This window comes from Anaerolineae bacterium (assembly GCA_013178015.1).
Taxonomy (GTDB): Bacteria; Chloroflexota; Anaerolineae; order DRVO01; family DRVO01; genus Ch71.
Genome location: JABLXR010000015.1, coordinates 1 through 13212 on the forward strand (window position 1 = coordinate 1; position 13212 = coordinate 13212).

The window sequence follows — 13212 nt, forward strand, 5'->3', positions numbered from 1 at the left end:
ACGGGCAAAAGCGGTAAGGGCGCCAGCTGGGATGGTGTTGATGGACCTGGTGCAGGCGGTTTGACGGGGACTCCCAGGAACACACAGCCAGGGGGATGGGTTCTGATGGACTCTGGGAGCCGCACTCGGAGCTAGCAGGATAGGGCTAGGATAGGTTTGGCGAGCGGAAACGGGACATAGCGGGACAGTACGCTCTCAGCCCTGGTGACGGGCACGTAAGGTAAGGCGCTAGTCCCTCTACGGCGCTGGCGAAGGTGCCGCCCGCTTCACCGTCTGGGCCTGCCGCACCTTCCGCTCGGATACACTGGCAGCCTTGGCCGCTTGGGTGCGGGAACGCTCTTGGGGTTCGGATTGCTTGGAGGACGATGCGTCCTCCAAGCATCCGGTGCTGTCATTGTCAAGAGTGCTGTCATCCCACCGTGTTTCCGCTGCCCTCTTTGCTCTATCCCGTTTCGCCCGTTCGCTCAGCAGCTCTGCCAGGTCTGTGGCCACGGTCATTGATGACGCCCCGGCCTGGTGCAGGGCCAGAACCGGTGCTGCCGCAGTTGACGGCTCTCTGGAGTGGTAGTAGAATGGGGCCACCTTACCAAACGAAAAGCCCCGGCGCTGGTGTTAGCAGCCCAGGGCACGGCCAGTCAGAGTGCACTGACTGACGGGAGAAGCCTAACAGCAAAAGCCCGCCAGAGCAAGCGCACCTGGCGGGCTTCGTGCTTCTGGGTTGACAGCAATCTGACAGCAACGTGATGGCGGGGGAAAGGGCACCCGGCCCGACCCTCTACCACTACCGGTAGTAGCCAGGCCAGGCCGCACCTACTGCCAACAGTGGGCGAGACAGGACTCGAACCTGTGGCCTCTTCCTTGTAAGGGAAGCGCTCTGACCAACTGAGCTACTCGCCCCTACCTACCCTTCCATCATACAGCCGCCGTGGCCCGCCCAGCAACAACTCCATGGTTCGTAGCTCGACTCCGGCGCCCCAAAACGCCCTCCTCTCCCTGATAGGCCCGTCTCGGCGATCTCGGTCGCGACATCTCCCCCTACATCCGCTCCGGGGCGCTCATCCCCATTACCTCCAGAGCCCGCGCCAGAGCCACCTTGGCCGCCAGCGACAGCCGCAGCCTGGCCTTGGTCACCTCCGCATCCTCAGCCAAACTGCTCACGATGCGACAGTCACGGTAGAAGGCGTGGAACGCCCGCGCCAGGTCATAGGCGTAGTACGCCAACCGATGGGGCGAGAAGTCCGCCGCCGCGTCCACCAACACCTCGGGGAACTGGAGCATCTGCCGGATGAGCGCCATCTCGCTTGGGTGTCCCAACAGGCTTAGGTCCGCCTGGTCATAGTCGAGAGAAGACGCCTGGGCCAGCCGCAGCACACTGGCGATGCGAGCGTGCGCGTACTGCACGTAGAATACCGGGTTCTCCTCGCTTCGCTTGACCGCCAACTCCAGGTCAAAATCCATCTGGCTGTCGGGCGAGCGCGAGACCAGGAAGTAGCGAATCGCGTCCGGGCTGACCTCGTCAATCAGCTCCCGCAGGGTAATCATATCGCCCGTCCGCTTCGATAGGCGCACCACCTCCCCGCCCCGCTTCAGCGTCACCAGCTGGTAGATGACGATGCGCAGCCGATCCGGGTCCAGACCCAGACCCTCCATCATGGCCTTCATCCGAGGCAAATGCCCCTGATGATCGGCACCCCACACGTCAACGACGAGGTCAAAGCCGCGGTTGACGAACTTGTCGTAGTGATATGCGATATCGGAAGCGAAGTAGCCCGGCAGGCCGGACGAGCGGATCACCACCTCGTCCTTGTCGGCCCCCAGCTTAGTGGCCTCGAACCAGACGGCCCCCTCGCGTTCCACTAGGTACCCTCCCTGGCGCAGTACCTCCATGGCCCTGTCGAAAGTCCCGTCGCGGTAGAGGTCGCGCTCCGAGAACCAGCGGTCGTAGCGGATGCCCATAGCCTCGACATCGGCCCGCACACTGGGCAGCACCTTGTTCTGCAGGCCGTACTCGCCGATCTCCGCTAGCGCCTCCTCGTATGGAAGGTCCAAGAAGCGTCTGCCCTCTGCCTCTGCGATCTCCCGGCCCCACTGCGCCAGGTACCAGCCCTGGTATCCCGTCTCTGGCACCGGGACATCCAGTCCCAGAGCCTGGGCGTAACGGGCGTACAGGCTCTCCTGGAACTGACGCATCTGCGTGCCGGCGTCATTGACGTAGTACTCTCTCTGGACGTCGTACCCCACCTCGGCCAGGAGGTTCGCCAAGGCGTCGCCCAGCACCACGTTCCGGGCAAACCCTACGTGGAGAGGGCCAGTGGGGTTGGCGCTGCCGTACTCCACCTGTACCCTCACGCCCTGCCCCATGTTCGTCCGGCCGAAGCGCTCCCCCTCGGCAAGCACGGTTTCTACCTGAGATGCAAGCCAGGCGTCGCTCAGGGTAAAGTTCAGGAAGCCCGGCGGCGCTACCTCAACCGCGCCAATGAATGGCTCCCGGGGAAGGTGAGCCCGCACCGCTTCGGCGATCCGCACCGGCGCCATACGGGCCAGCCGGGCCGCCTGCATGGCAGCCGGCGAGGCGTAGTCGCCGTGACCCCCCTGGCGCGGCCGCTCCACCGGGATCTCCGGGATTTCGAAGGCGGGCAGCGCCCCGGCTGCCTGCGCCTGCTCAAATCCCCTCCTCACTGCATCCGCCACTCTCTCTCGTACGGGCTGCACCGCTCCTCCGAAGGCAAGAAGGTATCATGGGCAGACACGACACACTCGTGCCCCACGCCCACCCGCCAGGGACCCTGCCCTGGCCGGCGTTCCATTCTACACCGGGAAGCGAGGAAGCGCGGCTTCGACCGCGCTCCCTGACGCCGCCACCTAGCGAGCGCTTCCTCTACCCGCTACTACTTGGCCTCCAGCCAGTTCGGGCCCACCGCCACGTCAACCTTCAGGGGCGCGTCCAGGGGGAAGGCGTTCTCCATCACTTCGCGTACCAACGGCACCACCACCTCGACCTCGTCCTCAGGCCCCTCCAGAACCAGCTCGTCGTGGACCTGGAGGATCATCCGCGTCAGCAGGTCCCTGGCCTTCAACTCCTGGCTGAGACGGATCATAGCGATCTTGATGATGTCGGCGGCCGTTCCCTGGATGGGCATGTTGATGGCTGCCCTCTCCGCTTCCGCCCTCTGTACCCGCGACAGCCTCTCCCTACCTGACAACTGCGGGAAGTACCGCCGCCGCCCCAGCAGGGTCTCCACATAGCCCTTCTCGGCCACCGAGGCCCGCACCCCCTCGATATACTCGCGCACTTTGGGGTAGTTGCGGAAGTAGGCCTCGATGAAGGCGCGGGACTCGGCCTCGCTCAGGTCGGACTGACGCGCCAGGCCGAAGGCACTCACTCCGTAGATGACGGCGAAGTTCACCGTCTTGGAGATGCGCCTCATCTCCGGCGTTACCTGCTCGATGGGGACCCCGTACGTGAGGGCGGCCGTGCTGGCGTGAATGTCCAGTCCCTCAGCAAAGGCGCGCAGCAGCCTCGGGTCCTGGGACACATGAGCCAGTATGCGCAGCTCCACCTGCGAGTAGTCGGCCCCGATGAGGAGACTGCCCGGCTCCGCCGTGAAAGCCCGCCTTATCCGGCGGCCTAACTCGGTGCGGATGGGGATGTTCTGCAGGTTAGGATCGCTAGAGGAGAGACGGCCAGTCACCGTTGCCGTCTGGTTGTACGAAGTGTGCACCCTACCCGTATGGGGATTGACCAATCCCGGGAGTGCCTCGGCATAGGTAGATTTGAGCTTGGAGAGTTGGCGGTGCTCCAGAATGAGGTCCACCACCTCGTGCTCCCCCCGAAGCTCTTCGAGCACCTCCGCCGCCGTGCTGTAGTGGCCGCTGGCGGTCCGTCGCAACCCCCCGCACGGAAGCCTCAGCTGGTTGAACAGAAGATCGCTCAGCTGCTGCGTGCTGTTCACGTTCAGTGGATACCCGGCCAGCAGCCTGATCTGCGTAGTGATCTCCTCCAGCCGTCGCTCCAGCTCGGCAGAGAACTCTCTCAGGTAGTCCACGTCAATGCGGACGCCCTTAAGCTCCATCTCCGCCAATACCGGCACGAGGGGCATCTCCACTTCGCGGAAGAGACGCCACTGCTCTCGCTCCCGTAGTTCCCGTTCCAGGAGCGGACGCAGTCGCAAGGTGGCATCGGCGTCGGCCGCCGCGTAGGGCGCCACCTCGCGCACCTCGCAGTCCGCCATGGACCGTTGCCTCCTGCCCTTGCCGATGATGTCGGTGATGGGAGTCATCTCTACCCCCAGGCGGCCCCAAGCCACTGCTTTCAGCCCGAAGCTGCGCTGGTCGGGATTGAGGATCCACTCCGCCACCATGGTGTCGAAATCCGGCCCTGAGGCATGCAGACCGTGCCGCTGCAGCATCTCCCAGTCATACTTGCTATTGTGGGCCACCTTCTCCACCGCGGGGTCCATGAGCACGGGGCCCAGTACCCTCCGCACCTCATCGAGGTCCAGGTTGCCGTTACCTTCGCTTCGGTGGCCCACCGGGATGTAGTACCCTCGGCCCTCTTCCAGAGCTAGCGATATGCCCACCAGCGCCGACGACACGGCATCAAGAGCGTCGCTCTCCACGTCCAGAGCTATCATCTCGGCGTCGGCCGCCGCGGCGGCCAGCTTCTCCAGGGCCACCACCGAGTCTACGATCTCGTACTCGGTGGTGGCTTCCGAAGCCGACGTCTCCCTGGGACCCTCGGCCGGAGCGGGAGCCGTGAACAGGCTCAGCTGCCCCTCCTGCTGCTCCGTCAGCCGACCCATCAGGCTGCGGAAGTCCAGCTCCCGAAAGAGCTGCTCTAGTGCCGCCATGTCGCCCTGCCCAACCCGGCACTGGTCTAGATCCAGCTCCAGAGGCACATCGCGCCAAATGGTGACCAACTCGCGATTGCGGAGAGCCTCCGCCTCTCTGCCCTCTAGAGCCCGGCGAGCCCGGGCATTCTGAATCTCATCCAGGTGCTCGTAGATCCCCTCCAGCGTCTTGTACTGCCTCAAGAGCTCGGCCGCCGTCTTCTCGCCGATACCCTTGACCCCAGCCACGTTGTCCGACTTGTCCCCCACCAGGGCTTTGAAATCCGCTAGTTGCTCCGGCTCAAGGCCATAGCGCTCCACCACGCGCCTCCGGTCGTATACCACCGGATCCGAGAAGCGACGCCCGGGGGTTAGCACTCTGACGCCGCCGTCCACGAGCTGGAGGGCGTCCGTATCGCCCGTAACGATGAGGACCTCTATGCCCCTCTCGTTGGCTTTCTCCGACACCGTGCCGATGATGTCGTCCGCCTCCCAACCCTCCAACCCTACGGCGGGGATGTGAAGGGCCTGTAACAGCTCTCGGGCCCGCTCCAGCTGCGACCGGAGGCTGTCCGGCATCTGCTCCCGGTTGGCCTTGTACTCCTTGGCCTTCTCATGCCGGAACGAACGCCCGACGTCCATCGCCACCAGGGCGTAAGTCGGATGCCAGTCTCGAAGGACGTTCAGCAGCATAGCGGTGAAGCCGTAGATGGCGTTGGTGGGCTCCCCCTGACGGCTGGCCAGCGCATCGGGCACGCCGTGGAAGGCCCGGTACAATAGGGAGTGACCATCCACGATCATGAGCAAAGGACGCGAGGACACCTGGCAATTCTCCTTATCATGTAACTGTACCATTCTACGCCGGCACCCCGCCCCCAGCAACGCAAGCCCGGCTGCCCTCGCCAGTTCGAACTGGCCCGGCGCCCCTTCAGGGGCAGCTAGATGGAGAGGCTTTCAGGAGCGCAAGCCCCCTCACACCGAGGTCCCCTGAGCTCGTCACCAATCCTCGCCCCAGAATCTGGGAAGGCCTCCCTGCCCCGAGGGAGCGGGCACCCTTCAGCACTGCCTCAGGCGACTAGCCCGCGGGAGCGCAGCAGATCGCCCAGAAGCCCTTGCAGCCTGTCCCTCACCTCCCGGAACACCTGCATGCGAGCCTCGTGACTGCCCGTGGCCGCTGCCGGATCGGGCAAACTCCAGTGCACGTACTCAGGGGCCCCGGGAAACACGGGGCATGACTCGCGGGCGCTGTCGCACACAGTCAGCACCAGGTCGAAGCGCTGCCCCAGGAACTCGGTGACGCTTTTGGACCTCTGGCCGCTTATGTCCACTCCGATCTCGGCCATGGCCTGCACCGCCAGCGGGTTGAGCCCCGCCGGTGCGATGCCAGCGCTGTGCACCTCGACCGCGTCCCCGGCCAGCTTGCGCACGATCGCCTCAGCCATCTGGCTCCGGGCCGAGTTGCCCGTACACAGCACCAACATCCGGAACGGCCGCTCGCCTTCGGGACCCACAGCACCCTCCATTGACCAGACCTCAAGCCCTCCCTACCATGCCTGTACGTCGCCCGCGGGAGGGAGCCTATGCACATCATAGCACACCGAGGTGCCTCAGCCTACGAGCCCGAGAACACTCTGCGCGCCTTCGAACGCGCCCTGGAGCTGGGGGCCGACTGGGTAGAACTGGATCTGCGTCTCACGGCCGACGGACAGGCCGTGGTGCTGCACCCGGAGGACCTGGGTGAGACTACCGACGGGAGAGGCCCCGTCTCTGAGAAGACCCTGGCGGAGGTGCGCCGCTTCCACGCTGGCCTGGGCGAGCGCGTGCCCACTCTCATCGAGGTCCTGGACTCATTCGGAGCCAGGTGCGGGCTCTACGTGGAATTGAAGGCGCCCGGCACCCCGCGAGCCCTGGCCGAAGCCCTGGCACGAGTACGACCACCGGTCGGCCTCGTAGCTGCTTCCTTTCAGGCAACACTGGTGCGTCAGGCAGCAACACTCCTGCCTAGCATCCCCGCATCCATACTCAGCAGTGACCCTGCCGTCGACCTAACGGTGCTGGCCAAGCGCATCGGCGCCAGGATGGTGCATCTGTGCTGGGAGGATGCCTCGTCCCGGCCTGACACCTTGGTTACGCCCGATCTCCTCAGCCGCTTCGCTCGTCACGGCCTGGAGGTAGTGCTATGGCACGAAGAGAGGCCAGAGGTGCTCGAGGCCATGCTTTCGCTGCCCGTCTGGGGAGTGTGCACCAACACTCCCGATGCCGCACGGGCCTTGCTCAAGAAGGCGAAGGCAGGACGCTGAACCATTGGCGTCCTGCCGCGACCGGTCGCTCGGCAGTCCCTACCGACCTACCATTCTGCGGAACGCCTCGGCGTACTGCCTCAGAACCCCCTCGGCATCGTGCTGGCTGCCCGGGGCGTGGATAACCTCGACCGAGAAGTAGCCGTCGAATCCCGCTTCCTGCAGCAGTCTCAGGGGAGTAGCGTGATCGAACACGCCCTCCCCCAGCGGGACCATCTGCACCCGGCTCCCGCCCGCGGGATAGATCCCGTCGTGAGCATGCAGGTGCCGGGTCAGCGCCCCTATCACCGAGAACGTCTCCTCAGGTTTCTCCATCATCCGCTGCGGATGCATGATGTCCCACAGGACTTTCAGGTTGGGGTGATCTACCCTCTCCACCACCGCCGCCACTTCGCTGGAGTGGGACCAGTCGTCGTGGGTCTCCATCAGCACCACTACACCCCGGTCGGCCGCTCGGCTGAGCACCGACCGGTAGGCCTCCACCACATAGTCAATCACATACTTGAGCTCACGATCCCTCGGACGCTGTCCCCCGAAGGTGCGCACGTAAGGCGCCCCCAGGTCGGCTGCCAGGTCCACGTAGGTGACCAGGTCGCGCATGTGCTTGGCCCGAGCCTCCTCGTCCGCTTCCGCCGCTCGCACGCCAGTGGCGATGGCGCAGACGGTTAGGCCTGCGTCCTCCACCTTCTTGCGAACATCGGCCCGCTCTGTCGGAGAGAGAGAAGCCTCGATGCCGGACCGGTGGCCCCACTCCACCCGGGCCTCCAATCCCTCATAGCCGTACCGTTTTAGCGCTGCCAGACCCTCATCCAGAGTCATGTCAGGAAAGATGCTCGTCATACCGGCCAGACGTATCACTTGCTCACCTCCGCCACCACGGCTGTGGCAGATGCCCTCTGCCACAACCATGCCTCGTGGTTGAGGAGTCTAGCCAGCGTGCGGGAGCCGGTCAAGGCACCTGCTCAGGCATAGGTTTCTCTGCCCCACGCCCCCGCCCTCCTCGCGGCCTTTGCCTGCCACCCATGCCTGTGCTAGCATGCCGAAAGGCGCTCGCAACCTCGGGGTACGCCTTGCCCGACGGTGGCCGGGCGTCAGCATCGAGTCGATTAGGAGGCTCCCTGGGGTAGGCTGCCCAGCCGGACGTCGTAGGAGCCCATGGATAGCGAAGACCCTCATCTCCCCCCAGGCCGTCGGCACTCGTTCTTCCGCCGGTGCCTTCTGGACTTAGGTAGCCCGTGGACACGCTGAAGCGCCTCGTAGCTCAGTACCTGCTCCGCTATTGGAGGCACGCTGTTCTCACCTACTTCTGTATGACCGTGACCACCGTGACTGGGCTGGTGGTGCCTCTGGTGATCCGCAGTGTAATAGACCTTGGCCTGACCGGGCGCGATCCCGCCCTCATAGACCGGGCTGGCCTGATCATTGTGGGCATCAGTGCTGCTTCCGCCCTCTTCTCCTTCGGGCACCGCTATCTGCATGCCTGGCTGGCCGAGCATATGGCCTACGACATGCGCAACGACCTGTACGATCACCTGCAGCGGCTCTCCTTCTCTTACCACGACCGCACCGACACCGGCCAGCTCATCTCCCGCTGCACCTCCGACGTCAACGCGGTGCTGCGCTTCTCCGGCTGGGCCATCATGCAGGCCGTCAACATCGTCCTGCTCTCCGCCATCGCCCTCACCATCCTCTTCACCACCGACTGGCGTCTGGCAGCTGTGTCGCTCCTCCCGCTCCCTGTGGTGGCCGTGATGGCGGTGGTGTTCCGTCAGCGGATTCGCCCTGTCTTCCGCGCCATACAGCAGCAGTTTGCCGTCATGACCACCGTCCTGCAGGAGAATCTGCTGGGAGCCCAGGTGGTGCGGGCCTTCGCTCGACAGGACTATGAGATCTCCAAGTTCAACACCGAGGTGGACCGAGTTCGCCGTCACCGGCTCCAGGCCATACGCTACTGGGTCACGAACAACCAGCTCAATATCTTCCTGTTCGGGCTTTGCACTACCTTGCTCCTGCTCTACGGCGGCCCCCGCGTCATGGCCGGCGAGCTGACCGTGGGCATCCTGGTCGCCTTCAGCGGCTACCTGGCCCTCCTCTCCGGTCCCATCCAGAGCATTGGCGAGATCGTCAACTCGGCCACCGAGGCCACCGCGGCCGGAGAACGCATCTTCGAGATCCTGGATACCCGGCCCGAGGTGGCCGACCGGCCCGGCGCCATCGAAGCCCCCACCTTCCGGGGCAACGTGACGTTCGATCATGTGAGTTTCCGCTACACCAGTCGCGACCTGACGCACGAGGGACCGTACTCGGTGCATGACGTGTCCTTCACCGCTGAGCCCAACCAGGTAGTAGCGATCGTGGGCCCTACCGGCTGCGGCAAGAGCACCCTCGTCAGCCTGATCCCCCGCTTCTACGACGTCACCGAGGGTGCGGTGCGGATTGACGGGATGGACGTGCGCGACCTGACCCTCGAGTCCCTGCGCCGGCAGGTAGGCATCGTGTTCCAGGAGCCTCTACTCTTCACCGGCACCATCCGAGAGAACATCGCCTACGGCCGTCCCGAGGCGACCATGGATGAGATCGAGCGCGCCGCCAGGATCGCCCAGGCCCACGACTTCATCACCGCCTTCCCCGAGGGCTACGATACCTTCGTGGGCGAGCGTGGGTACACCCTCTCCGGGGGACAGCGCCAGCGTGTGTCTATCGCCAGGGCCATCCTGCTGGATCCTCGCATCCTTATCCTAGACGACGCCACCGCGGCGGTGGACACCGAGACCGAGCACCTGATACAGCTGGCCCTGGCCGAAGTCATGCGTGGACGCACCACCTTCGTCATCGCCCAGCGTCTCACTACGGCGAAAGCGGCCGACATGATTCTGGTGATGGACCACGGGAGGGTGGTGGAACGAGGCACTCACGAGGAGCTTCTGCAGCACTCCGGCCTCTACCGGCGCATCTACGACCTGCAGCTGCGTGATCAGGAAGAGCAACTAGCGAGAGACGGGCTGGCCGGAAGGCCTCTCAGTGCCTTGTCGCACCGGAGGGTGAACTCGTGAACAGCGCCCGAGGTGGTGTGGCCAGCTCGCCCGCAACCGCCCGGATGGAGCGGGAACGTCGGTCCGTAGCGCCGCCGGCGCCCCGCCCGGACGAGGTGGAGGACCGGTATGCCGAATACGACCCCGACATCGCTCGTCGGCTGGCGGGCTACATCCGTCCCTACTCCCGCATGCTGGGGACAGCCTTGGTGCTGGTCCTCACCGCCTCCGCCCTAAGCCTCGCCGGCCCCTATGTGGTGAGACTAGCCATAGACGAGGGCATCGTTGCCCGGAACCTCACCGCCCTCGTCGTGTCGGCCTTGGGTTTCACCGGCCTCAACCTGATCGCGTGGCGCATCCGGGTGAAGCAGGCCGACATCCTGTCGCGCACCGGCCAGGGTATCATGTACGACATCCGCACTCAGCTGTTCGCCCACCTTCAACGCCTGTCCATGCGGTTCTTCGATACCCACGAAGTCGGGCGCATCATCTCTCGCATGATCTCAGACGTTCACGTGCTGGAGGACTTCGCCACCTGGGCCATCGTTCAGGTGGTCAACGACACCTTCGTGCTGGCGGGCATCGTGGCCGTGATGTTGGCGATGGATGTGCGTCTCTCCCTTCTGACCTTCACGGTACTGCCGTTCATGGCCGTGGGCACCTTCATATGGCGAGCCAAGGCCCGCGACAGCTACCGCGAGGTGCGCCGGGCCATCTCCCGCATCAACGGGAGCCTGGCCGAGAACATCAGCGGGGTACGGGTAGTGCAGGCGCTGGTGCGGGAGCGGCTCAACTTCGACATCTTCAAGGGCATCAATCGCCACAACCTGGACATCAACCTGTACGCCGCTAGGCTCTCCGCCATCTACTTCCCTTCAGTCGAGTTCGCCAACGCAGTCGCTACTGCTATGGTGGTGTGGTTCGGCGGCCGCCAGGTCCTCGCCGGCCACATCACCGAGGGAGCCCTGGTGGCCTTCCTTCTCTACGTAGGTCGTTTCTTCATGCCTGTTCGCGACCTGGCCATGCGCTACAACTCCCTCCTCGCCACCATGGCTTCCGGCGAGCGCATCTTTCAGTTGCTGGACACACCGCCGGACATCGAAGACAAACCTGACGCCCAGCCCCTTCCTCCCATCCAGGGACGGGTGACCTTCGATGACGTTAGCTTCAGCTACTCTCCGGACAAGCCTGTCATCGAGCACGTTTCCTTCGAGGTGGAGCCAGGCCAGACTGTCGCCTTCGTCGGCTCCACCGGCGCCGGCAAAACCTCCCTCATCAAGCTACTGGCCCGCTTCTACGACGTGACTGGAGGCGCGATCAGGATCGATGGGCACGACATCCGCGATGTGACTCAGGAGTCGCTGCACCGCCAGATCGCCATCGTCCTCCAGGAGAACTACCTCTTCTCTGGGAGCGTCCTCGACAACATCCGCTACGGCAGGCTCGAGGCCACTGAGGAAGAGGTGGTGGAAGCGGCTCGGGCGGTGGGGGCACACGAGTTCATCAGCCAGCTACCTTATGGCTACCACACCGAAGTACAGGAGGGAGGCGCCATCCTCTCTACTGGGCAGCGCCAGCTCATCGCCTTCGCCCGCGCCCTGTTGGCCGACCCCAGGATACTGGTTCTGGATGAAGCCACCGCCAACATAGATACCGAGACGGAGAGGCTAATCCAGCAGGCCCTCAGGCGACTGCTTCAGGGACGCACTTCGTTCGTAATCGCCCACCGCCTGTCCACCATAGTCCAGTCGGATATGATCGTGGTGATCGAGCGGGGGCGGGTGCAAGAGATGGGCACGCACGAGGAACTGCTGGCCAGGCGGGGCCGATACTACGAGCTCTACACCTTGCTGTACTCGCGCCAACAGCAAGCCCTCTCAGTAGGGAACAGCTGGGGCAAGACCGCCTGAACCGCCTGCGAAGGGGGTTCTAGTCGTGTCCTGAAGCCAAGAGGGCGGCCACTGGCGCGAAGCTGCGGCGATGCAGCCGAGTGGGGCCTAGGCGCTGCAACGACGCTAGGTGTTCGGCCGTCGAGTAGCCCTTGTTACACTCCAGAGAGTAGCCGGGGAAGATCGTCGCCAGCTCGCACACCAGGCGGTCGCGCGCCACCTTGGCCACGATGGAGGCCGCACTGATGCTGGCACACAGGGCGTCGCCATCAATGAGAGCGCTCGTCCTGTAGCCCTGGGGGCAAGGACCCAACCCATCTACCAGCACCAGGTCCGGCCTCACGGGCAACGCTTCCAGCGCTCTCGTCATGGCCTCTACGTTGGCCTTCTGGAGGCCGGCCCGGTCCACCGTGGCCGCGCTCACTGCACCCACCCCAACAGCCTCGGCCTCGGCCAGGATGCGGTCGTACAGGGCCTCGCGGGCGTGGGGCGACAATAGCTTGGAGTCCGCCAGGCCGGGGAGTCGGCTCAGGTCCAGGTCCGGCGGGAGGATGACCGCGGCCGCTACGAGGGGCCCGAAGAGAGCTCCGCGCCCGGCCTCATCCACCCCGGCCACCCTGCGGTATCCCTCTCGCCACCAGGTACACTCACAGACCAGGTCCGGGCGCACCCCGCCACTCGACCCAGGTTGCTCGGGGCTGTTCCCTTCACCGGCCTCAGCGAAGCCGGGCCTTCTTGCCAACACGCTCTCGCAGGAAGTAGAGCTGCTTGCGGCGGACCTTAGCCGGGCGTAGTACCTCAATGCTCGCCAGCCGAGGCGAGAGCAGAGGGAACGTTCTCTCCACGCCGATGCCATGGCTGGCGATACGCCTCACCGTGGCCACCGGGCCGGCTCCCGTGTTCCGCATGCGGATCACAGTTCCCTGGAACGGCTGTAACCTTTCCCTCTGACCTTCGACTATCCTGACCTGCAGACGAACCGTGTCGCCGCTGCGGATGTCGGGAATCTCCTTATTCGCCACTTCGGGCGATACCACCGACAGGAAGTCGGTCATGGCGCTGGCCCTCCTCACTTGGTGCTCTGCCAAAGCCGGACTATAGCACGCGCTCAAGGCTCCGAGCAAAGCACCAGCAAGAAGAGGCTGAAGCCCGCCATCTGCGC

The 13212-nt window shown here is 64.7% G+C and carries 9 protein-coding genes and 1 tRNA gene; 3 read left to right on the forward strand and 7 right to left on the reverse strand.

Features of this window, described 5'->3' with window-relative positions:
* Window positions 1-823: 823 nt before the first annotated feature.
* From HPY83_07070 to HPY83_07085, 4 genes are all read right to left on the reverse strand, one after another.
* A tRNA-Val gene (locus tag HPY83_07070) sits at window positions 824-897 on the reverse strand.
* 138 nt (window positions 898-1035) lie between these two features.
* The gene (locus HPY83_07075; GenBank protein ID NPV07711.1) at window positions 1036-2712 is read right to left on the reverse strand and encodes an arginine--tRNA ligase; all 1677 of its coding nucleotides are present in this window, start codon (window positions 2710-2712) and stop codon (window positions 1036-1038) included.
* 176 nt (window positions 2713-2888) lie between these two features.
* Complete coding sequence (gene polA, locus HPY83_07080) at window positions 2889-5684, reverse strand: DNA polymerase I (GenBank protein NPV07712.1); 2796 nt, start codon at window positions 5682-5684, stop codon at window positions 2889-2891.
* Window positions 5685-5896: 212 nt separating this feature from the next.
* Window positions 5897-6352, reverse strand: a complete 456-nt coding sequence (locus HPY83_07085) for an arsenate reductase ArsC (GenBank protein NPV07713.1) — start codon at window positions 6350-6352, stop codon at window positions 5897-5899.
* A 57-nt stretch (window positions 6353-6409) separates the two neighbouring features.
* Between HPY83_07085 and HPY83_07090 the strand changes: the two genes are divergently transcribed.
* On the forward strand, window positions 6410-7129 hold the full coding sequence (locus HPY83_07090) for a glycerophosphodiester phosphodiesterase (GenBank protein ID NPV07714.1): 720 nt from the start codon (window positions 6410-6412) through the stop codon (window positions 7127-7129).
* A gap of 39 nt (window positions 7130-7168) precedes the next feature.
* Here HPY83_07090 and HPY83_07095 read toward each other — a convergent pair whose 3' ends face one another.
* Window positions 7169-7987 carry a sugar phosphate isomerase/epimerase gene (locus HPY83_07095; GenBank protein ID NPV07715.1) on the reverse strand — a complete coding sequence of 273 codons (819 nt, stop codon included), beginning with the start codon at window positions 7985-7987 and terminating at the stop codon, window positions 7169-7171.
* 377 nt (window positions 7988-8364) lie between these two features.
* On the opposite strand from HPY83_07095, the gene HPY83_07100 reads away from it, so the two are divergent.
* Both HPY83_07100 and HPY83_07105 read left to right on the forward strand, forming a co-directional pair.
* On the forward strand, window positions 8365-10182 hold the full coding sequence (locus tag HPY83_07100) for an ABC transporter ATP-binding protein (GenBank protein NPV07716.1): 1818 nt from the start codon (window positions 8365-8367) through the stop codon (window positions 10180-10182).
* Window positions 10183-10226: 44 nt separating this feature from the next.
* On the forward strand, window positions 10227-12071 hold the full coding sequence (locus HPY83_07105) for an ABC transporter ATP-binding protein (protein NPV07717.1): 1845 nt from the start codon (window positions 10227-10229) through the stop codon (window positions 12069-12071).
* A 19-nt stretch (window positions 12072-12090) separates the two neighbouring features.
* Here the strand turns inward: HPY83_07105 and HPY83_07110 are convergent, their stop codons facing one another.
* Window positions 12091-12720: a ribonuclease HII gene (locus tag HPY83_07110; GenBank protein NPV07718.1), complete on the reverse strand. Its 630-nt coding sequence runs from the start codon at window positions 12718-12720 to the stop codon at window positions 12091-12093.
* Window positions 12721-12766: 46 nt separating this feature from the next.
* A complete protein-coding gene (rplS, locus tag HPY83_07115) occupies window positions 12767-13105 on the reverse strand; it encodes a 50S ribosomal protein L19 (protein ID NPV07719.1) in 339 nt (112 codons plus the stop codon).
* Window positions 13106-13212: the final 107 nt, after the last annotated feature.

Coding starts and splice junctions, on each gene's coding strand:
- rplS (NPV07719.1), bottom strand. CDS start 13,105: ATGACCGACTTCCTGTCGGTGGTATCGCCCGAAGTGGCGAATAAGGAG.
- HPY83_07090 (NPV07714.1), top strand. CDS start 6,410: ATGCACATCATAGCACACCGAGGTGCCTCAGCCTACGAGCCCGAGAAC.
- HPY83_07105 (NPV07717.1), top strand. CDS start 10,227: ATGGAGCGGGAACGTCGGTCCGTAGCGCCGCCGGCGCCCCGCCCGGAC.
- polA (NPV07712.1), bottom strand. CDS start 5,684: ATGGTACAGTTACATGATAAGGAGAATTGCCAGGTGTCCTCGCGTCCT.
- HPY83_07085 (NPV07713.1), bottom strand. CDS start 6,352: ATGGAGGGTGCTGTGGGTCCCGAAGGCGAGCGGCCGTTCCGGATGTTG.